Origin of the sequence: Rhodopila sp. (assembly GCF_965276935.1) — a bacterium.
Classification (GTDB): domain Bacteria; phylum Pseudomonadota; class Alphaproteobacteria; order Acetobacterales; family Acetobacteraceae; genus Rhodopila.
The window spans coordinates 142,467-162,161 of sequence record NZ_CBDIBS010000003.1; the positions used below are offsets into that span (position 1 = coordinate 142,467).

Here is a 19,695-nt window from a genome sequence, read left to right on the forward strand (position 1 = left end):
GCTGGCTTGTTCCGGCGACGGAGGCGGATGTGAAGATATTGCTGATCGAGGACGACCAGGAAACCTCGGCCTACGTCGCCCGCGGCCTGCGCGAACAGGGCCACGTCGTCGACCTCGCCGCCACTGGACGTGACGGGCTGTTTCTTGCCACCGACGGCGGGCACGACGTGCTGATCGTGGACCGAATGCTGCCGGGCCTGGATGGTATCGGTCTGGTCCAGGCGCTGCGTGCAACAGGCGTGAAGGCGCCGGTGTTGTTCCTGACTGCGCTCGGCGGCGTCGGCGACCGCGTGCGCGGCCTGGAAGCGGGTGGCGACGACTATCTTGTGAAGCCGTTCGCATTCGCCGAGCTGCTTGCACGGGTCAACGCGCTTGCCCGGCGGCCGCCGCTAACCGAAACGCCGATCACGCTGCGCGCCGGCGACCTCGAAATGGATCTGCTCAGGCGCACCGTCGTATGCGGCGGCAAACCGATCGAGTTGCAGCCGCGCGAGTTCCAGTTGCTGGAATTCCTGATGCGCAACGCCGACCGGGTGGTGACGCGCACCATGCTGCTTGAAGCCGTATGGGATTTTCACTTTGATCCGACCACGAACATTGTCGAGACCCACATAAGCCGGCTGAGAGCAAAGCTGTCACAGCACGGCGGCGGCGAGCTGATCCATACCGTGCGCGGGGCCGGCTATGCCTTGCGTGCGCCCACACCCGGCCAGCCGTGAGCCGGATCGTGCTGCCCAGGTTGCTGCGCGTTGCCAGCTTCAGGTTTGCCGGGCTCTACGTCACCCTGTTCGCTGGTTCGGCGCTTGTCCTGGGTGTGGCGATCTTCCTGGAAGCCCGCTCCGCCTTGCAGCAACAGATGGACGCCCGCATCGAGACCGAGGCAGCATTCCTGCGAGAAGAGTTTCAGATTGGTGGCTTGCATCACCTGATCGACGTGGTGCGGATGCGCGGACAAGGCGCCAGCGCGCTTGACTATCTATTGCAGGATCATGCGGGCGCGCATCTTGCCGGCGAGATGCCGGCCGCCCCTGGCCTGAAGCCGGGATGGACCATCATCGATGTGCCTGAGGCATCCGAGGACGATGGCCGGCCCGAGAGGGTTCGCGCTCAGGTTTTCAAACTGGGCGGCGGCGTCTTGCTTGCGGTCGGGGCCGACCTGCAACAGATCGGCGATCTGGAAGAGGCCATCGTCACCGCATTCCTCTGGACAGTCGGTCTCGCGGCGGTGCTCGGCATCGCTGGCGGCGCGCTGCTGAGCCATGCCTTTCTTAAACGGGTTGATGCAATTGCCCGTACGGCGGAGGCGATCATCGGCGGCGACCTGACGCGCCGCGTGCCGATGCGGGGGACGGGTGACGACCTGGACCGCCTTGCCGGCACGCTCAACCGGATGTTGGACCGGATTGCGATCTTGATGGAAAGCCTGCGCCAGGTCAGCAGTGACGTGGCGCATGACCTGCGAACGCCTTTGTCCAGGCTGTATCAACGGCTTGAGGATGCAAGGGCACATGCGCGGTCGATGGCGGACTACGAAGCCTCGATCGAGGCCGCGCTTGGCGAGGCCCAAGGGCTGCTGGAGACCTTTTCCGCCTTGCTTCGGATCGCCCAGGTTGAAGGCGCATCGCCTCGCGCCGGATTCAGCGATGTCGATCTCTTCGCTGTGACGGAGGCTGTCTCGGACGCCTATCGCCTGGATGCGGAGGACGCGGGTCACGCGTTGACCGCGACGATCTGTCAAGGCGTCATCGTGAGTGGTGACCAAGAACTCCTGACACAGGCTCTTGCGAACCTGGTGGAGAACGCGCTCCGCCATACTCCGACCGGGTCGCGCATCAACGTGCGGCTGCAAGGGAATGACGGCACCGGCGCGCTTCTGTCGGTCGAGGATGACGGGCCGGGCGTGGCGCCGGTTGATCTGCCGCGCCTGACGGATCGCTTCTACCGGGGAGAACGCAGCCGCACGACGCCTGGCAACGGCCTCGGCCTGAGCCTGGTAGACGCCGTCGCCGAACTTCATGGCGCCAGGCTGCGCCTGGAAGGATTGGAACCGGGATTGCGGGTCAGCCTTTCGTTCCCGGTTGCGCGGGAGGCGGACGCCTGCATCGGACAACCAGACGGCGGCACCACAACTCATCCATTGGGCATCGGTCCAGCGGGCGTCAGTCACACCGGCCGCGAATTCTCTCAGAGGAAGATGACATGAACAAAGTCGCTGAAGACACTCTGAGCAAGGTTCCAGCGGTTACATTCGGCTTCTGGATCATCAAGATCGCGGCGACCACGCTCGGGGAGACCGGCGGCGACGCGATCACGATGACGCTTGGTCTCGGCTACCTGATCGGCACCTTGATCTTTGCGATACTGCTCGTGATTGCTGTGGCGACGCAGATCAGGGCGAAGCGGTTCCATCCGTTCCTTTATTGGGCGGTGATCGTCGCAACAACGACGGCCGGGACGACGCTCGCCGATTTTTGCGACCGCTCGCTCGGCATTGGCTATGTGGGAGGATCATCAATCCTGTTCGCGCTGCTGATGGCGACGCTCGGCACCTGGTACTGGTCGCTGGGAGGCATCGCGAGCGATCACATCACGTCGCAGAAGGTCGAGACATTCTACTGGGCCACGATCATGTTCTCGCAGACACTCGGTACGGCGCTCGGCGACTTTCTCGCCGATACGACCGGCCTTGGTTACGAGGGCGGCGCACTCGTGTTCGGCGCGGCACTCGCTGTTGTCGCAGTGCTGTATTATTACACTGCGGTCTCACGAATAGTGCTGTTCTGGGCCGCATTCATTCTCACGCGTCCGCTAGGCGCGACGGTTGGTGACTTCCTGGACAAGCCGCTGAACAATGGCGGTCTAGCCCTGGGGCGTTTCGAGGCCTCAGCCGTGCTTGCGGCGGTGATTGTCGCAGGCATCCTGCTGATACCGCAGCGGGCAGGGCAGCATCCACGTGCCTATAAGCAGTTATAGACAAGGCAGCACGGGCCAGCCGATCCTTCCGGCGGATGGTATCATACCGGTCTATCCGATATCGCCCACCAGCCGAACGCGAACCCGGCGCGCGTCGCCGGGCAGATAGGACAGCGGGATATCCTCCAACTCCACCAGCTTCAGGCTGCCTTGCCTTGCACCGGCTGCGATGGCGCGGGCTTCCGCCTCGGTCCGCGCCGCCGCGAGAGCCTGGTCGCGGGTCAGGTTGGAGAAGATCTGGTCGACTTCGCCGCTGGCCTGGGCGATCGCGGCGCCCACCGCATTGGCGACCGCGTGGTGTTCGACGCGGATCACCTCGCCGCACCCCTCGACCGTGTTGGGGATCAGGAAACTGCCGCCGCCGACAGCGAGCAGCGGCACGTCGCCCGCCTCGGTCTTCATGCGATCGACCGCTTCGGCGATCATGTCGCCCATGCGGCTCAAGGTCTGGGCCACACGCCGCGGCGACAGATCCGCCACGCGCGCGCGCTCGCCGAGGTCGATGCGGCCCGCCGCGCAGGCGATGTCGGTCGCGGTCAGCGTGTCGCCGCCGAACACCAGGCTTTTCTCCAGCAAGCGGAACCCGACGCTGCGTGGACCGATGCGGATGTCGTCCGTGTCGCCCTCGACGGCGCCGATCTCGGTGCCGCCGCCCAGCGCGATCGACAGCAGATCGGGCATGCGGAACAGCGTCCGCACGCCGCCGACCTCGACCGCCGCATTGGCCTCACGCGGAAACCCGGCCCTCAGGTATCCGATGTCGGTGGTGGTGCCGCCGACATCGACGACAACGCCGTTGTCCAGCCCGGACAGGAAGGCAGCGCCGCGCATGCTGTTGGTCGGGCCGGAAGCAAAGCACCAGACCGGGAAGCGGCTGGCGGTTTCCGCGCGCATGATGGTGCCGTCATTCTGCGTCAGGTAAAGCGGTGCGGTCAGGCCGCTGCCGAGCAACGCCTCGGTGAAGGCGGCGACGGTGCTTCGCGCCAGATCGCGCAGGCAGGCATTCAGCAGCGTGACGTTCTCGCGCTCCAGCAGCCCGATGCGGCCGAGGTCATGCGACAGGGTAATGGCGACCCCGGGGATCTCCTCGGCCAGGACGCGCGCCGCTTCCTGCTCGCATTCGGCGGTCAGCGGGGAGAATACGCTGGTGACGCCAACCGAGGTGAGGCCGGCGTCCGCCATGCGGCGGGCGGCGCCGCGGATGGCATCGATGTCCAGCGGCACGATCGGACGCCCGTCATATTCATGGCCGCCCGCCACCATGTGCACCTGACCGCGCACCAGAGCCGCGAGATCCTCCGGCCAGTCGATGAACGGCGGCAGGCTGGCACTGGCCGGCAGCCCGATGCGCAGCGCGCCGACCGGCTGCAGGCCGCGCCGCTCAATAACCGCATTGGTGAAGTGGGTGGTGCCGATTACCACCGCCGCGATGGCGCCAGGATCATCCACACCCCGCGCCAATAACGCGTCCAGCGCAGTGCGCACGCCGCCCAATACGTCGGCGGTGGTGGTGGTCTTCACCGCGGCCAGGACGCGGCTGCCATCGATCAGCACCGCGTCCGTGTTGGTGCCGCCGACATCAATGCCGATGCGCCTCATGGCCACGTCTCCATTGCCGAAGCGTTGTCGAAAACGGATACGTAGTCGGTGTCGTGGCCGAAGGCGCGCGGGCCGACATGTTCCAGACCTTTCGGCGTGCGCAGGATCGCCGGCGCCGGCAGCGCGATGACGCTGACCCGCTGGCCATAGCGCAGGCTCTCGGTGCCGATTGCCTCGCCGGAGACGCTGTCGAGCACGCAGATCAGGTCGGGTGTGGTCACCACGACGCGGCCGTCACGCCAGCCGATGGCGTACTCGTTCTGGAAGGCAACCTGGAAGCCGGCCCCGCGGTCGTCGTCGATGCCGTCGATCCGGGCGTTGCCGCGCAGAAAACCTTCAGTTGCTCGCCTCTGCACGTCGGCGACCTTGCCGCGGAACAGGCTCTTGCCACGCGCGGCAACCAGGGTCGCGGCGACCGGGTCCTCATGCGCCTGGCGGGCCCGCCGCACTTCCCGCCCCAGGGCGATCGCCTGCGTGGTGGTGTGCAGGATGCCGAACGCCTTGACCTCGGCGCCGGTGCGGGGCGCCTTGCAGGTGGCGGCGATCGAGCCAATCTCGGTACAGACCTTGCGGCTAATCCGCTCCATCCATTTCCAGCTTGCGGCGCGGGTGACGATGATCTCGTTGTCGCGGATGTCAGCGAGCGCCAGCGGAAACATCGGCAGTTCGGCGATGGCGAAGCTGGTCATCTGCGCTTCCGGGTAGGCGCGGCCCATGGCGTCGGCGTCGACCACCGGCAGGCCGGTCATCGCCGCGACAAGCAGCGGCTGGAAGGCGTTGCCGCCGCCGATCTCCACCGACATCACCGCGCTGAACCGGCGGTCGAGGTAGTCTTCCATCATGCGCACCGGTTTGGCGGCGAAGGCCGGATCGGACAGCCGTTCCTGGCCGACGAGTGGGGCACCCATGTTGGAGACAACGGCGACCAGCGCGTCATCCGCCAGTTCGGCCGGGTCCATCAGGTTGACCCGCGTGCCGTCGGCGTAGAGCTTGCGCATGTTGAGGTAAGACAGGTAGGGCGATCCGCCGCCGCCGGTTCCAAGGATCCAGGCGCCGGTCGCCAATGGTTCTAATTCCTCACGTTGGATCTGCCGCATATCTTGGTCCTGACGCAATTGCCGCTGGAAGGCTAGTTGGGGTTGGGGTAGAGGGCCATAGCGCTCGACCGGCCGCCGCGGCATAGATCTTGCGCCCGGATCCGGCAGCATGATGTCGGCTGTCGCCGACAAACCGGAGCCGCCAATGTCTCAGCATGTTGGGTTCGTCACCATCGGCCAGTCGCCGCGTAGTGACGTCATGCCGGACATCCTGGCTGAAACGCGGACGCCGTTCGAGGTCATCGAGCGCGGCGCGCTGGATGGGCTGGACGATGCCGCCGTCGCAGACCTCGCACCCCACGCCGGGGAGGAGCGACTCGTTTCCCGCCTGCGTGACGGCCGCGAGGTGCTGCTGGGCAAGCCGGCGATCGACCGCCGGCTACATGCGATCCTCGCTGAGTTGGACACAGGTGGCTTCGACCTGCTGGTGCTGTTGTGCACCGGCGAGTTCACCCGCTTCGACCTGTCCACACCCTTCATCGAACCGCAGCACACGGTCGACCATTTCGTTCAGGGCATCGCCTACGGCGCCAAACGGATCGGCATCCTGCTGCCAAACGCGGCGCAGATCGACGAATTCCACGGCATACCGGGGATCGAGACGAAGGCCGCCGCAGCCTCACCCTATGTCGCACGGAACGAGGCCACGCTGCGCCGGGCCGGCATCGCACTGGCCGACACCGACATCATCGTCATGCATTGCATCGGCTACTCCGAGGCAATGCGCCAAGTCGTGAGGCAGGCCGCGCATCGGCCGGTTCTGCTGTCACGCCGGCTGGTGGCGCATGCGATCGATCTGGTGCTGTCATGAGCGAGCTCCAGGTCGCGACGGCCGAGACGCATCCGCGTCTTTTCGCGCCGGCAACGCTGATCCTGGTGCTGATCCTGTCGGTGTTCGGCGCGATCATCGGCATGCAACTGCTGACGACGCTGGGGGTGACTCCCAACACGTCGATGATTGGCGCGCTGGCGGCGATCGGGCTGGCGCGCATTCCGCTGGGACTGTTTCGCCGCTACCGGTCCGTGCATGTGCAGAACCTGGCACAGAGCGCGATCTCGGCGGCGACTTTCGGCGCGGCGAACAGCTTGCTGCTGCCGATCGGAATTCCGTTCGTGCTGGGCCGTCCCGACCTGATCTTGCCGATGTTCGTCGGTGTGGCCTGTGCGATGCTGCTGGATGCGTTCCTGCTGTACCGGATGTTCGACAGCAAGGTGTTTCCGGCCGAAGGCGCATGGCCGCCGGGCGTCGCAGCGGCGGAAGCGATCCGTGCGGGCGACGAAGGCGGCCGCAAGGCGGCGATCCTCGGCATCGGGGTCGGTGTTGGCGCGATCGGCGCGTGGTTCGGCATTCCGATGTCGGCGTTTGGCATCGCCTTCATCGGCAATGTCTGGGCACTGGCGATGTTCGGCGTCGGGCTGCTGCTGCGTGGCTATTCGAAGACGCTGTTCTCAGGGTCAATGTTTCACGCCATCTTTCCGGGCGGCGACCTGAACGCTGCGTTGGTCCCGCATGGCTTCATGGTTGGCGCCGGGCTGATGGCGCTGGTCCAGGTGGCACAAATGATCGGCCGGCGCGATACAAAGACCGCGGCGCGCGCAGTCCGCACATCCGGTGTTGGACGCACCTTGGGCCTCGGTTTCATGGGATATCTCTGCATCGCCGTCGGCATCGCGCTCGCCGGCGGCCTGATGAGCGACCTTTCCGTCGGCATGCTGATCGCTTTCGTGATCTACGCCGCGGCCGCCGCCTTCGTGCATGAGTTGCTGGTCGGGTTGGCGGCAATGCACTCCGGCTGGTTCCCAGCCTTTGCGATTGCCTTGATCACGCTGCTGATCGGTGTGCTGATCGGCTTTCCTGTGGCCGCACTGGCGCTTCTGGTTGGCTTTTCGGCCGCCACCGGTCCGGCTTTCGCGGATATGGGCTACGACCTGAAGGCAGGCTTCATGTTGCGGGCTGGTCATGGGGCCGCGTTCGAAGCGGATGGCCGCCGCCAGCAGCTTTATGCCGCGATGTCTGCCTTCGTAGTGGCGATCGTGGTGGTCGGCCTGAGTTGGCAGGGGTACTTCGCACACAACCTGATCCCGCCGGTCGACCGCGTCTACGCCACTACCATCAAGGCCGGCATTGCGGGTCCGGCGGCGATGGCAATGCTGCTGTGGGCGGTTCCGGGGGCGGTGCTGCAACTGCTTGGCGGCCAGCGCCGCCAACTCGGCGTGCTGTTCGCCACCGGACTGCTGATCGCGGCGCCGCTTGCCGGCTGGGCGGTGCTCGTCGGCATCGTCTGCCGCCAGATCTGGATGGCCACCCGAGGGGCGGATGGTCGCACGGTAATGGAGGTGTTCGCCGGTGGCGTGATCGCGGGGGATGCGCTGTGGTCGTTCTTCAGCGCAACCGTAGCCAATTTTTCGCGCCGTCACTGATCGATAGAGCGGCGGCATTATCGCGCAGCCAACCCGTGACGCCAGAGGAGCGCCGGCAAACCGCGCATTCGTCATGCCGATCCATGGTCATTCCCGGAGCAGGCTTCGGCCGGCATCCATGCCGTTTTGCATGCTGATGAACAGGCGTGGATGGCGAGCCTGCGCCCGCCATGACGGGAGAGTGCCTTGTTCTACCGCGTCAGATAATCGATCATCGTGATGGAAAACAGGATGAAGACCCAGCAGAACCCCAGGGCGGCATAGAACCGGTGCAGTGGCGGTTCCTCCCCGACATCCATCGAGAACAACAGGACTGTCACCACCATGCAGACAGCGATCACTGCCTCGATGATCCAGGCGCGGCGGAACGGCAGCCACGCCCCCAGCACGACGTTGCAGCCGAGCATGAGCAGCAGCGCCACGCAGGCGAAGATCGGCGTGCGCATGTGGTGCATGAACGTCTGCCGGTCTTCCGGGGTCATTCGCGTCGCTTTCATCGGTTAAGCACGTAAAGCACGGGGAACACGATAATCCAGATCAGATCGATGAAGTGCCAGTACAGTCCATAGACCTCGATGCGGTTCTGATGGCGACTGAGAAAGCCGGGGCGGCTGGCCTGCCAAGCCAGCACCAGCAGGATACTGACCCCGGTGGTCAGGTGAAGCCCATGCAGGGCCGTGGTCAGGTAATAGACGTTCATGAACAATTTCGATGCTTGATCGCCGCCAAGCGCATAGGGCCGGTCGAGAAATGGAGTCATGTGCTCGACATAGTCCTGGTACCATTCGTAGCCTTTCAACAATAGGAACAGGGTGCCAAGCGCGGCGGTGGCCAGCATGGCCTGGACCATGAGCTTTTGCCAGCCGAGGCGGGAGGCCTGGATCGCGGCGGACATCGTCAGGCTGGACAGGATCAGAATTGCCGTGTTGCCGGCTCCGATCCAGAACTTCAGGTGCAGCGCGGTCGCGGTGACCGAAGTCGGATGCATCACGCGCAGCACCAGCGCGACCAGAAACAATCCGGCGAACAGCAGCAACTCCGTCAGCAGCCACGCCCACATGCCCAGCATCGATGCATTGCGCTGCTGGTCGGCTGTGGCGAAATGTTCGGCGACCTCGATGCCGACTGGGTTGACGGCCTGCGACATGATCAGTCCGAGCCCCCTGCCCGCAATTCATAGTCGTAGGGCTCGAAGTCAACGATCGGCTGTTCATTGAAGTTATGCGCGGGTGGCGGTGAACTGGTCGTCCACTCCAGTCCTTTCGCGCCCCATGGATTGGCCGGCGCCTGCTTGCCAAACCACAGCGACCAGATCAGGTAGATCATCGGAAAGATATACGCGGCACCCAGTATCGTCGAGCCGGCCGACGACATGATGTTGAGGATCTGGAACTCCGGCGGGTAATCGTGATAGCGGCGCGGCATGCCGAGATAACCGAGCAGGAATTGTGGGAAAAAGGTAACGTTGAAGCCGATGAACATGAGCACGGCGGAAATCCGACCCCAGGCTTCCGGATACAACCGGCCGGTGACCTTCGGCCACCAGTAGTGAAGTCCGCCCAGGAAGGCCAGCACGGTTCCGCCGACCATGATGTAGTGGAAGTGTGCTACCACGAAGTATGTGTCGTGGACATGCTCGTTGATCGACAGCGTCGCCAGGAACAGGCCGGTCAACCCGCCCAGGACGAACAGCCCAATGTAGCCCATCGCGTAGATCATCGGCGTATCGAGCTTGATCGAGCCCTTGTATATCGTTGCGGTCCAGTTATAGACTTTCACCGCCGACGGGACGGCCACGGCAAAGCTCAGGAAGGAGAATACGGTCGCCGCGGTCTCGCTTTCACCATTGACGAACATGTGGTGGCCCCACACGAAGAAGGTGATGGAGGCAAGGCCGATCGTCGCGTAGGCGACGAAGCGGTAGCCGAACAGCTTCTTCATGGCGAAGGCGGGCACGATCTCGCTGATCACGCCCATTCCCGGCAGTACCATGATGTAGACCGCCGGATGCGAATAGAACCAGAACATGTGCTCGAACAGCACCGGGTCGCCGCCCAGCTTCGGGTCGAAGACGCCGATACCGAAAGCACGCTCCATGACCACCAGAATCAAGGTGATGGTGATCACCGGCGTCGCCAGCAGGAAGATCAGGCTGGTGGCGTACTGCGTCCAGACGAAGATCGGCATGCGAAACCACGTCATGCCCGGCGCGCGCATCGTATGGATGGTAACGACGAAGTTCAGCCCGGTCAGGATTGAGGAAAACCCGACAATGATGACGCCAAGCAAAGCCGGAATCACGTAAGTGTTGGAAAAGGTCGTGCTGAACGGCGTGTAGAAGGTCCAGCCGGTATCAACGCCGCCGATGATCAGATCAGCCACGGTGAACAGCGATCCGGTGACAAATATGTACCAACTGAGCAGATTGATGCGCGGAAACGCCAGCTCCTTCGCCCCAATCATGATCGGCACAAGGAAGTTTCCAAATGTCGTCGGGATTGACGGGATCAGGAAGAACCAGACCATGATCACGCCGTGCAGGGTGAAAAGCTTGTTGTAGGTATCGTTGGTAAAGATCTGTCCGTTCGGCACGATCAGCGACAGCCTGATCAGCCCGGCGGCGATCGCGCCGATGATGAAGAAAACGGTGATGGCCGCCAGATACAGCAGCGCGATGCGCTTGTGGTCCTTGGTCAGGAACCAGGATCGCAAAGTATGTGACTCATGCAGGTAATCGAGCGGCCGGCCGATCGTGCTGCGCGCGGTGACCGGATCGCGTAGCGTAATGTCGGAAGGACTCATGGTGCCTGCTCTCCTTGTTGTCCACGCGCTTTTACATAGGCAACGACCCGCGCCAGATCATCTTCCGACATCAGACCCTTCATGCTCGGCATGACCTGCTTGTAGCCGGCGACCGCGTTCTTGTTCGGGTCGAGAATGCTGCCCCGAATGAAGCTGTCATCGGCGGTGACGGTTCGGCCGTCCGCCAGCGCCACCGGCTTGCCATAGAAGCCGGCCAGTGTCGGGGCTCGCACGGTAGATTGCTGGTTATGACAACCGCTGCAGCCATAAGATGCGAACAACGCCTTGCCGGCGGACGCGAGCGACTGCCCGGAGCTGGATTGGGCAAGCCAGGCTTGGTAATCAGCCGGCTTCATGATGGTAAGAAGTCCATCCATATTTGAATGGTCGGTGCCGCAGTATTCCGAGCAATAAAGCCGATAGGTGCCAGGACGATCCGAATTGAACCAGATCAGCGTGTAGCGGTCCGGCAGCGTCTCCATCTGGATGCGCATTGCCGGGATGTACAGGGAATGGATGACATCCTGCGAGATCATGTTGATGACAATTGGCTGGCCGGCTGGAAGATGCAGGTTGTTGATCTCGGCCTGGCCGCCTGGGTGCTCGAATTTCCACATCCATTGCCGCCCAATCGCGCTGATCTGCATGGCGTTGGCGGGAGGATGCCGGTGCGTGTCGAATGACCAGGCGCCCCAGACGAAAAAGAACAGCGTAAGCAGGAATGGAATGATCATCCAGCTCAGTTCAATCCGCTCGCTGTGGCTTTCGGCGTGCTTGCGGTTGGCCGGCCGGCCGTTCCGATAGACAATCGCAAACCAGGTGAAGCCGACAAAGATCGGCAGCACCAGCACCAGGGTCAGCACGGTAAAGGCCAGAATCAGGTGGTCGGTGTCCACCGCGGCGGCGGACGCCGAGGGCGGCCAAAGCGCCAGCGGATAATCGCTCGGGTTCATGGTGCTTTATCCAACGACTGGCCGACCGTCAGCGCCATGGCACGGTCGATCGGAATGCGGGCGCGGGTGTGATTCGAATCGAGCCAGGCATAGCCGTGCAGCAAGGCACCCTCACGCGCGCGCTGCTGCCGCAGTTCGTCAGCCGGATTGGCTTGCAGGCCAGGAGCAGGCGGCTCGATCTGTGCCTGCTGTTCCGGTGTCAGCCTTGGCTGCGCCGCTTCGTTGCGGCTATGAAAATAGGTCAGCATCAGCAGCAGTATTCCGATCGAGACGGCGACGCTGGCACCAAGGCTGAAGACCAGCCAGGTCATGTCCCTGGCACTCATGTCCTCCGTCTCGAACCCATGCGCGGCGGCTTGCGCGCTGGGTGGAGTCGAAGGCTCGCCGCGTCCGGATTCGGGTCCGTGCGGGTCGCGCGCCACCAGCGGCACCGACGTCCGGTTGGAGACCAGAAGCAGGCCGCCCAGGAGCACCACGCCGCTGACGATCCACCTGGCGATGCGCGGCCGCCGCGAATCCGAACTGCTAAACGTATCCATGGGATCCCCCCACCGCCGGCCGGCGCATAAGAAGCGTGGCGATGCTCAATCCACAAACCCCCAGCATGGTCAGCCCGTCGCTGACCGTCAGCGTGAACCGGCCTCGGACAGCCGGGGTTATCAGCCAGTACATTTCAACCAGATGGACCAGCAGCAGCAGGGCCGCCACCGCCGCGACCAGCCTTGGCTGGCCAGCCAGACGCCGAGGCAGCAGCAGAAACAGCGCCAGCACAAACCCGATGAACCCCAGCCACTCCGCCGCGGCGCCCAGTCCGGCGCCACGGTGCTGATACCAGACGACCTCCCGCGGCAGGTCGGCCGACCAGACAACCAGGAACTGGGTGAAGTGCAGGAAGAACCAGGCGCCGAGGACGGCGAGCATCATCACCGCGAATTGCTGCGGCAGGGTCGACGGCTCGCCGGCTTCGCCGGGTTCATCCTGCCCGGTGCTGGTAATAATGGGACGGCCGCCGCCGGCCAGCAGCACTGCGGCGGAAAGAGCCGTTCCGCATTGCGCGATAATGAGCAACAGTCCGAAGCAAGATGAGCCGAACCCCATATCAATCGACATGGCCCAGTCGGTCGCCGCCAACGTACCGATGAACAGATGCAACAGCAGGCCGAGGATCGCCAGGCCACGCCGGCCTGTCGTCTTGCCGGCGGGGGGCGAACGCAGGAACACCAGCGCCAGCACGACCCAGATCAGCAGGAAGACGATCATCCGGCCAATGAAGAAGCCTGGGCTGAACCATCTGACAGCAAGGCCGTGCTGCGGCGTCTGGGTCCAAGGATACAGACTGTGGACACGAAGCAGGATCGGTATGGCAAATACAGCCGCGACGGGCAGCAGCACCAGCATCCGGCGCAATGGCGGCATGACATAAGATCTCGCGAGTCCCGCGAGCTCCATCCCCATGACCAGCGGCAACGCCCCCACGGGCAGTGCCACCCAGAACAGCCATGCCGCCAGGTAGGACGGCATCACCCGCATGCCGCCTCGTTCCAGCAGCAGCGTAACAACCAGAGCGATCACACCTATCGCGGCGGCAATCAAGGCCGGTAGCCTCATGGGCTTCCGCCAAGCTCGCCACGGTCCTGGGCGGAAAGCACCGTGGCCGGTGCATCCTGGCTGCGCTGCAACGCCCGGATGTAGGCAATCACGGCCCAACGATCAGCCGGAGGAACACGATCGGCGTAGCTGTACATCACACCGTGGCCATTGGTGATGGCGTCATAAAAGCGGCTTGCCTTCGCCTGCTGCAGCTCGATGCTGTGAAACGATGGCGGCTGGGGAAATCCGCGCTGCACGATCATTCCGGCCGCATCCCCGGCCAAGCCATGGCAAGGCGTGCAGAAGATATTATAGCGTTCGCGCCCACGTGCGAGCATCGCGGCGTCGGCGACCGCGGGCTGCGGCACCGGCTGGTTGGGGGTGGCTCGCGCGATCGAGCCGGCTGGAGGAAGCTGCATCGTCGCATTATTGGCAAAGAAGTTGTTTCGGTCCCAGGTCTGCAACTTGCCCTGGGTGTACATGTTCTCCCGCTTGCAACCTGTTACCAGCAACAGCATGGCCAGCATGGCAATGCCGCAGGCACGAACAGGCATCACCGTGGCACCTGGCTGATCACCAGCGGCGGCACGGCAAGCGTCGTCAGCACGCGTTCCACCGCGTTCGCATTGAAGTCTTTCTCACCCGCCATGACGACCAGGAAGAACCGGTCCTGGCTGGCCCGGGTGAACGACGGGATATTGAACGCGTGATGGTTCAGGCGCGGCAACCGGCTTTGGACCAACATGACCAGCAGCACGACCAGCGCGCCGACCATCATGCCGAAGGAAAAGCTGGGTATGACGAAGGCAGGCCAACTAAAGCGTGGCCGCCCACCGATATTAAACACGTAATCGAAGCCGGTGGCGTAGAGGCACATGCCCATCATGGCGGCCCCGCCCATCAGCGCGCCCGCCAGCGCAAACGGATTGATCGCCCGCCGGGGCAAGCCGAGCACGTCGGCGGCATCTGGCAATGGAACAGGAGAGAAGATGTCCAGCCGGCCAAGCCCGCGGCCACGCAAGACCCGTGCGGCGTTCAGCACAGCTTCCGGCGTGCCGAACTCGGCGCTCACGCCCCAGAGCGGCGCCTCGGCTTCGGTGCCTGCCTCAGCCACGGCGACGCGGCGGGTTTGGAGGCGGCACCAGTTGCCGCGTTTCAATGATGGATACCACTGGTATGTATCGGAGGAACAACAGCAGCAGGAAAAGGAACAGGCCCATCACTCCGACCAAGGTCGAGACGCCCCAGACATCCATGCTGTAGGGGCGCGCCGCGGACGGCAGGAAATCATGCTGTAGCGTAACAACAATGACCATGTAGTGATCCGCCCACATTCCGGCGGCCACCAGCGCCCCTACGAGGCATAGCAGCTTCGCCGAGCGGCGCAGCGCCGGGATCCAGAAAAGCTGCACCGGAAGCAGGGCGCAGACCAGGATCCCCCAGGAGCTCCAGGCGCCGTCGCCGGCGATGCGACGGCCCGCGGTGGCGATCTCGTAGCTGTCGCCGAACAGGTAGGTGTTGAAGAACTCCTGCGCGTAGCAGTAGATGTTGATCAGGCCGAGGGCGAGCAGCAGCTTGGCGACGATCTCCATATGGCGCGTGGTGATCAGTGGCTGCAGCGCGAACACGCTCCGCAGCATGACCGCCAGCATGGCGACAACGCCGACACCGGCGAACAGCGCCGCGGCGACGAACGCCACGGGCTGCAGCGTGTCGTGCCATCCAGGCTCCAGCGTGCCGGCGAACATCACCGCGGCGGCAGCCTGCAGCGACATGACGAGCAGCACGCCCAGCAGCGCCACGGTGCGGTAGGCGTGGGTCCAGCGCTGCCAGTGCACGGCAGAGCCACGCCATCCGAGGGCCGCGATGCCATATAGTTGTGCGCGTAACAATCCGCGCCCCTTCGCCTCGACCGCACGTTCAAACGCGCGGTCGCGCAACGTGCCAAGATCAGGCAGCAGGCCGAGATACCAGAAGGTCAGGCTGATCAGCAGAAAGCTGATGATGTCAACCGCATCCCAATACAGCGGGCTGCGGAACTGCGGCCATAGCACCATGGAATTCGGGTAAGGCAGGTTCCAGTAAAAGAACCAGCTCCGCCCGAGATGGATGATCGGATAGATGCCGGCTGCCACGACCGCGAGCACCGACATGGTCTCGGTGATGCGGTTCAGCGCGCCGCGCCATTCCATATCCAGCAGAAGCATCAGCGCCGAGACCAGCAACCCACCGGACGCAATGCCGATCCACCAGTCATAGCTGACGATGTCGAGCGCCCAGGCGACGGGGATATTGTTGCCCCAGATGCCGACGCCTTGCCAGTACAGGAAGAACAGACTGATCAGCAGCAAGCCGACGAGCGCGAGGGATGCCGTCAGCGCCAGCCACCAGAGCACCCAGCGTGGATGCAGGAAGGTGATCCCCGCGACTTCGCGGCCGACCGTCACGTAGGTCTGGTCCGGTGCGATGAATCGGCCCGGCCGCTGTGCGATATCGCTCGGCATGGTCAGCCCTCCGGCTTGGCGGTTGGCGGCGCCCATTCGGCAAGGTAGGTGGTCCGCGGCCGTACGTTCAGCTCACCGAGCAAGGCGTAGTGACGCGGGTCGGTCCGTAAGGCGGCGACAGCGCTTCTGGGGTTGTTTTTATCACCGAACGTAATCGCCCGGGTCGGACAGGCGCCCTGGCAAGCGGTCTGCACGGCGCCATCGGGGATCGGCGCGTTGTCCTTGTCGGCGGTGATCCGGGCGGCGGCGATCCGCTGCACACAGTAGGTGCATTTCTCCATCACGCCGCGCGAACGCACCGTCACATCTGGGTTGTTACGCGCCTGGATGCTTGGCGCCTGGCCCCCGGTGTAGTCCAGGTAGTTGAAGTGGCGCACCTTGTAGGGGCAGTAGCTGGAGCAGGCACGTGTGCCGATGCAGCGGTTGTAGACCTGCAGGTTCAGTCCTTCGCTGTCGTGCAGGGTGGCCTCGACCGGGCAGCCGACTTCGCACGGCGCCTGCTCGCAATGCATGCACGGGATCGGCATGAAATGCGTGTCGGGGTCGTCGAGGCCGCCTTCGTAGTAGCGATCGATCCGCAGCCAGTGCATCGCACGCCCGGCCAGGACCTGCTCCTTGCCGACCACGGCGATGTTGTTCTCCGCCTGGCAGGCGACGACGCAGGCGTTGCAGCCGATGCAGGCGTCGTTATCGATCACCATGGCCCAGGCGCGGCCATCGCCATGCTGGCTGTTATCCGGATAAAGTGTCGGCTGCACGGCGTTCGCGGGATCACCGACTGGCGCGGCGCCCATCGGCTGGACGCGGGCGAAATCGTGCCCTTCCATCGTGTTATGGATCTGCGTCGTCGCCAGTTGCACGCGGCGTCCCACCGCATGCAGCGTACCGCCGGGAAGCTGCCATGGAGAGGCTGATATACGCACCGCGTAAGCATCGTAGCCAAGGCCGGAAAACAACAGGTCCGGCGCGGGACGGCCGTAGCCCAGCGTCAGGGCAACCGTGTTGTCGGCCTGGCCGGGCAACACCCAGACCGGTCCTTCCACGGAGCGTCCAGCCACCGCCAGGGTGACGATATCGCCCTGCGACAGGTGCGCCCGTTCAGCCAACGCCGGTGCGATCGAGATGGCATTCTCCCAAACCAGCTTGGTCAGTGGCTTCGGTAGTTCCTGCAACCAGCCGTTGTTGGCAAGCGAACCGTCCCAGATCGTCGGGTCGGGCCGGAAGATCACGTCAAGGCCTTTCGGCGGACTGTTCGGTGGTGGCGCGGGCGCCCTGGCGTCGGGTGCGACGGCCTCGGGCGCCCCGGCCTTGGGCACCGCGTTGACCCGCACGTCCTCCGCCGGAAGCGCTGTATTAGGCAGAAAGCCGTCCAGCAGCGCCTGCCGCCACCGCGGTTCGAACGTCGCGGCGTCGGTATCCTGCTGGTAGTGCCCGCGCAACAGGGTCAGCCCGTTCGCCGCCGTCTGATCGATCAGCAGCGACAGAATCTCCTGCATTGAGCGGCTGCCGTAGAACGGTTGTATGGTCGGCTGTATCACGCTGACGGTGCCGTCGAGCGCGCGTGCATCACCCCAGGTTTCCAGCGGGTGGGCGAGCGGCAGGTGCCAGTCAGCGTAGTTCGCGGTCTCGTTCACGTAGAGCCCGGCATGGATCTTCAGCGGCACCTTGGCGAACAGGTCGATGAAACGGAGGTCGGCCGGCGCATCGTAGGCGGGATTGGTGTCCAGCATGACCAGCGTCCGGACATCGCCTCGATCGATATCCGCCGCGAGAGCGGTGAGCGACTCCGCCTGGGCAAGCACCGGCGCGGTGTAGAACACGGTCTTGCCAACGTTGCCGAGGGCGACGTTGAGACCATGGACGGCGGCCTGCACCGCGGCGGGCTGGGTTGCCCCGGCGATGACGATACACTGGCCGTGCGCGGCCTGCAGCGCGGCGGCGACGCGGGACTGCCATTCCCTGATCGGGCCTGCTGGAACTGTCTGCTGCTGACCGCTTACGGTCGACAACAGGCTTCGCGCCAGTTGTTCCATATCCCTGGGACCGACCGCGACATGGTAATCCGACTTCGCGCTGGTCAGGTTCGGCACCATCGCAGCGGTATGCAGTTGCAGCAGGCTGCCGTTCCTGGCGGACGCCTGTCGCGCCTCGATCCAGTCGCGCGACACGCCGACCTGGTGCGGGCCGGGGTCGAGGAAGTCGCCATCAAGTGCCACCACCAGCTTCGCCTGATCGAAGTGCCAGCGAGTTTCCAGGGCGCGGCCGAACACCTGTTGCGTGGCCGCGTAGGCTGGCGACCGATCCGCGGGCATGTGGCTGTGCCAGCGCATCCGCGGAAACGCCTGGCGCATCGCGTCGATCTGGGCGATCAGCGACGGCGATGTCACCGGCCCGGTCAGCAGGCGCAACCCGTTGCCCTGCTCCGCCCGAGACTGCGCGAACCGGCCCACCAAGGCGGCTCGGGCCGCCAGCCAGGTGCTTGCCCGGCCCAGGTATTGTACAGCCTGCGAACGCAAGGGGTCATAGAGATCGAGGATCGAGGCCTGACCGAACACGTCGGTGCCGCCGCGGGTCCATGGGTGCTGCGGGTTACCCTCGATCTTGATCGGCCGGCCGTTGCGCGTCGTGACCAGTACGCCGTTGGCGAAGCCATCGATCAGCGCAGCGGATGCATAGGACAGCGTTGCGCTCGGCACGACCTGTTCGGGCGCGCGGACATAGGGCACTTCCTGATCGCGCGGGTCGTCATCGTCGCAGCCGGCCAGGCCGGCAAGCGCCAGGGACGCAGCCATCAGCTTGAGGAACCCACGACGGTCCGATCCGGCGGCCAGACCGGCGGCCGAGGGAAACTCGTTGTGCAGAAACCGCCGGAATTCCGGTGTGTCGGCGACCGCGTCAAGACTGCGCCAGGTCCGCCGAACCGGGCCGGCAAGGCGGGCACGGAGAGCGGCAAGATCATAGGGATCGCTCATGCGTGCATCAGCGGTGACAGATCGAGCAGTCGGTGAGCTGGGCCGGGCCTCTGATGTGATACTGCTTGACCAGATCGGCACCCTGGGTCGCCTGGTTGGACGGCGGTGTCCACTCCATGTTCCAAATCTGCTCCTTGGTGCGAATGAAATTTTCAGGATTGCGATGGCAGTTCAGGCAAAATGCCATGGTGAAGGCCTGCGCGCGGGTCGTGAGCTGCATCTGGTCCATGGCCCCATGGCAGGTTGAGCAACCGATGTTCTTGTCAATATGGATCGAGTGATTGAAATAGACGTAGTCAGGCAGGCGGTTAACTCGCGTCCAGTGCAATGCGGTATTGTTGGCCAAGCTGGCGCGCACCGGCGCCAGCATTTCGGATCCGGTCCAGATCTGCGAGTGGCAGGTCATGCAGGTATACATCGGTGGTATCCCGGCGGTGGCCTGCACCTCGACCTGCTGATGGCAATAGCGGCAATCGATGCCGAGTTCCCCGGAATGATGCTTATGACTGAACGGGACGGGCTGGGCGGGCGCCACGCCGACGGTCGTGACATAGTTTGATTCTGAGACGAAGCCCGCAATCACCAAGAGCGTGATAATGCCAAGTATCCCCGTAAGGAGCGCAAGGCGCAGGATCGCGTCCGCCCCAGGCGCGAAAAGTTGGCGCACGCTAGGCAACCATGGCAGATTTAGTTGCAGGCAGGCACAGCGGCCGCCGGTGGCATAGGATCCGCAGGTCCATCATGTTTCAGTTGTTCAACGAATTTGCGATTTGAGTTCGCCTGC

Annotated in this window: 18 protein-coding genes; 5 read left to right on the forward strand and 13 right to left on the reverse strand. The window is 64.2% G+C overall.

Annotated features, from left to right (window positions below; genetic code table 11):
* The first annotated feature begins 29 nt into the window (after positions 1 to 29).
* From ACQY4S_RS08530 to ACQY4S_RS08540, 3 genes are read left to right on the forward strand one after another with little or no spacing between them, the layout of a single operon-like run.
* Positions 30 to 719 carry a winged helix-turn-helix domain-containing protein gene (locus tag ACQY4S_RS08530; protein WP_428484780.1) on the forward strand — a complete coding sequence of 230 codons (690 nt, stop codon included), beginning with the start codon at positions 30 to 32 and terminating at the stop codon, positions 717 to 719.
* 8 nt (positions 720 to 727) lie between these two features.
* The gene (locus ACQY4S_RS08535) at positions 728 to 2,203 is read left to right on the forward strand and encodes an ATP-binding protein (RefSeq protein WP_428484781.1); all 1,476 of its coding nucleotides are present in this window, start codon (positions 728 to 730) and stop codon (positions 2,201 to 2,203) included.
* Positions 2,200 to 2,973: a COG4705 family protein gene (locus ACQY4S_RS08540; protein ID WP_428484782.1), complete on the forward strand. Its 774-nt coding sequence runs from the start codon at positions 2,200 to 2,202 to the stop codon at positions 2,971 to 2,973. Before ACQY4S_RS08535 ends, ACQY4S_RS08540 begins: the two co-directional genes overlap by 4 nt.
* A 51-nt stretch (positions 2,974 to 3,024) precedes the next feature.
* On the opposite strand, the gene ACQY4S_RS08545 is transcribed toward ACQY4S_RS08540, so the two are convergent.
* Together ACQY4S_RS08545 and ACQY4S_RS08550 are read right to left on the reverse strand one after the other, a co-directional pair.
* Positions 3,025 to 4,572 carry a hydantoinase/oxoprolinase N-terminal domain-containing protein gene (locus ACQY4S_RS08545; RefSeq protein WP_428484783.1) on the reverse strand — a complete coding sequence of 516 codons (1,548 nt, stop codon included), beginning with the start codon at positions 4,570 to 4,572 and terminating at the stop codon, positions 3,025 to 3,027.
* Positions 4,569 to 5,669 carry a DUF917 domain-containing protein gene (locus ACQY4S_RS08550; protein ID WP_428484785.1) on the reverse strand — a complete coding sequence of 367 codons (1,101 nt, stop codon included), beginning with the start codon at positions 5,667 to 5,669 and terminating at the stop codon, positions 4,569 to 4,571. The genes ACQY4S_RS08545 and ACQY4S_RS08550 overlap by 4 nt, the downstream gene beginning before the upstream one ends.
* 145 nt (positions 5,670 to 5,814) lie before the next feature.
* On the opposite strand from ACQY4S_RS08550, the gene ACQY4S_RS08555 reads away from it, so the two are divergent.
* Both ACQY4S_RS08555 and ACQY4S_RS08560 read left to right on the forward strand, forming a co-directional pair.
* Positions 5,815 to 6,480 carry an AroM family protein gene (locus ACQY4S_RS08555; protein WP_428484786.1) on the forward strand — a complete coding sequence of 222 codons (666 nt, stop codon included), beginning with the start codon at positions 5,815 to 5,817 and terminating at the stop codon, positions 6,478 to 6,480.
* On the forward strand, positions 6,477 to 8,090 hold the full coding sequence (locus tag ACQY4S_RS08560) for an OPT/YSL family transporter (RefSeq protein ID WP_428484787.1): 1,614 nt from the start codon (positions 6,477 to 6,479) through the stop codon (positions 8,088 to 8,090). The genes ACQY4S_RS08555 and ACQY4S_RS08560 overlap by 4 nt, the downstream gene beginning before the upstream one ends.
* 191 nt (positions 8,091 to 8,281) lie before the next feature.
* Here ACQY4S_RS08560 and ACQY4S_RS08565 read toward each other — a convergent pair whose 3' ends face one another.
* From ACQY4S_RS08565 to ACQY4S_RS08615, 11 genes are read right to left on the reverse strand one after another with little or no spacing between them, the layout of a single operon-like run.
* Complete coding sequence (locus ACQY4S_RS08565) at positions 8,282 to 8,572, reverse strand: hypothetical protein (RefSeq protein WP_428484788.1); 291 nt, start codon at positions 8,570 to 8,572, stop codon at positions 8,282 to 8,284.
* Positions 8,573 to 8,583: 11 nt separating this feature from the next.
* On the reverse strand, positions 8,584 to 9,237 hold the full coding sequence (locus ACQY4S_RS08570; protein WP_428484789.1) for a cytochrome c oxidase subunit 3: 654 nt from the start codon (positions 9,235 to 9,237) through the stop codon (positions 8,584 to 8,586).
* A 2-nt stretch (positions 9,238 to 9,239) separates the two neighbouring features.
* On the reverse strand, positions 9,240 to 10,892 hold the full coding sequence (locus ACQY4S_RS08575; RefSeq protein ID WP_428484790.1) for a cytochrome c oxidase subunit I: 1,653 nt from the start codon (positions 10,890 to 10,892) through the stop codon (positions 9,240 to 9,242).
* Positions 10,889 to 11,845 (reverse strand): cytochrome c oxidase subunit II, encoded by a 957-nt coding sequence (gene coxB, locus ACQY4S_RS08580; protein ID WP_428484791.1) that lies wholly within the window; start codon positions 11,843 to 11,845, stop codon positions 10,889 to 10,891. The genes ACQY4S_RS08575 and coxB overlap by 4 nt, the downstream gene beginning before the upstream one ends.
* A complete protein-coding gene (locus ACQY4S_RS08585) occupies positions 11,842 to 12,384 on the reverse strand; it encodes a hypothetical protein (protein ID WP_428484792.1) in 543 nt (180 codons plus the stop codon). Before ACQY4S_RS08585 ends, coxB begins: the two co-directional genes overlap by 4 nt.
* On the reverse strand, positions 12,371 to 13,453 hold the full coding sequence (locus ACQY4S_RS08590; protein ID WP_428484793.1) for a hypothetical protein: 1,083 nt from the start codon (positions 13,451 to 13,453) through the stop codon (positions 12,371 to 12,373). Before ACQY4S_RS08590 ends, ACQY4S_RS08585 begins: the two co-directional genes overlap by 14 nt.
* Positions 13,450 to 13,989, reverse strand: coding sequence for a c-type cytochrome (locus tag ACQY4S_RS08595; RefSeq protein ID WP_428484794.1), 540 nt, complete (start codon positions 13,987 to 13,989; stop codon positions 13,450 to 13,452). The genes ACQY4S_RS08590 and ACQY4S_RS08595 overlap by 4 nt, the downstream gene beginning before the upstream one ends.
* Positions 13,989 to 14,549, reverse strand: coding sequence for a DUF3341 domain-containing protein (locus tag ACQY4S_RS08600; RefSeq protein WP_428484795.1), 561 nt, complete (start codon positions 14,547 to 14,549; stop codon positions 13,989 to 13,991). Before ACQY4S_RS08600 ends, ACQY4S_RS08595 begins: the two co-directional genes overlap by 1 nt.
* Positions 14,542 to 15,939 carry an NrfD/PsrC family molybdoenzyme membrane anchor subunit gene (nrfD, locus tag ACQY4S_RS08605; RefSeq protein WP_428484796.1) on the reverse strand — a complete coding sequence of 466 codons (1,398 nt, stop codon included), beginning with the start codon at positions 15,937 to 15,939 and terminating at the stop codon, positions 14,542 to 14,544. Before nrfD ends, ACQY4S_RS08600 begins: the two co-directional genes overlap by 8 nt.
* Positions 15,940 to 15,941: 2 nt before the next feature.
* Positions 15,942 to 18,911, reverse strand: coding sequence for a TAT-variant-translocated molybdopterin oxidoreductase (locus ACQY4S_RS08610; RefSeq protein ID WP_428484797.1), 2,970 nt, complete (start codon positions 18,909 to 18,911; stop codon positions 15,942 to 15,944).
* Positions 18,912 to 18,918: 7 nt separating this feature from the next.
* Positions 18,919 to 19,578: a cytochrome c3 family protein gene (locus ACQY4S_RS08615; protein WP_428484798.1), complete on the reverse strand. Its 660-nt coding sequence runs from the start codon at positions 19,576 to 19,578 to the stop codon at positions 18,919 to 18,921.
* Positions 19,579 to 19,695 lie beyond the last annotated feature (117 nt).

Excerpts from the sequence above, each read along its gene's own strand:
- ACQY4S_RS08540 (WP_428484782.1), top strand. The coding sequence starts at position 2,200 with ATGAACAAAGTCGCTGAAGACACTCTGAGCAAGGTTCCAGCGGTTACA.
- ACQY4S_RS08545 (WP_428484783.1), bottom strand. The coding sequence starts at position 4,572 with ATGAGGCGCATCGGCATTGATGTCGGCGGCACCAACACGGACGCGGTG.
- ACQY4S_RS08550 (WP_428484785.1), bottom strand. The coding sequence starts at position 5,669 with ATGCGGCAGATCCAACGTGAGGAATTAGAACCATTGGCGACCGGCGCC.
- ACQY4S_RS08555 (WP_428484786.1), top strand. The coding sequence starts at position 5,815 with ATGTCTCAGCATGTTGGGTTCGTCACCATCGGCCAGTCGCCGCGTAGT.
- ACQY4S_RS08560 (WP_428484787.1), top strand. The coding sequence starts at position 6,477 with ATGAGCGAGCTCCAGGTCGCGACGGCCGAGACGCATCCGCGTCTTTTC.
- ACQY4S_RS08565 (WP_428484788.1), bottom strand. The coding sequence starts at position 8,572 with ATGACCCCGGAAGACCGGCAGACGTTCATGCACCACATGCGCACGCCG.
- ACQY4S_RS08570 (WP_428484789.1), bottom strand. The coding sequence starts at position 9,237 with ATGTCGCAGGCCGTCAACCCAGTCGGCATCGAGGTCGCCGAACATTTC.
- ACQY4S_RS08575 (WP_428484790.1), bottom strand. The coding sequence starts at position 10,892 with ATGAGTCCTTCCGACATTACGCTACGCGATCCGGTCACCGCGCGCAGC.
- coxB (WP_428484791.1), bottom strand. The coding sequence starts at position 11,845 with ATGAACCCGAGCGATTATCCGCTGGCGCTTTGGCCGCCCTCGGCGTCC.
- ACQY4S_RS08585 (WP_428484792.1), bottom strand. The coding sequence starts at position 12,384 with ATGGATACGTTTAGCAGTTCGGATTCGCGGCGGCCGCGCATCGCCAGG.
- ACQY4S_RS08590 (WP_428484793.1), bottom strand. The coding sequence starts at position 13,453 with ATGAGGCTACCGGCCTTGATTGCCGCCGCGATAGGTGTGATCGCTCTG.
- ACQY4S_RS08595 (WP_428484794.1), bottom strand. The coding sequence starts at position 13,989 with ATGCCTGTTCGTGCCTGCGGCATTGCCATGCTGGCCATGCTGTTGCTG.
- nrfD (WP_428484796.1), bottom strand. The coding sequence starts at position 15,939 with ATGCCGAGCGATATCGCACAGCGGCCGGGCCGATTCATCGCACCGGAC.
- ACQY4S_RS08610 (WP_428484797.1), bottom strand. The coding sequence starts at position 18,911 with ATGAGCGATCCCTATGATCTTGCCGCTCTCCGTGCCCGCCTTGCCGGC.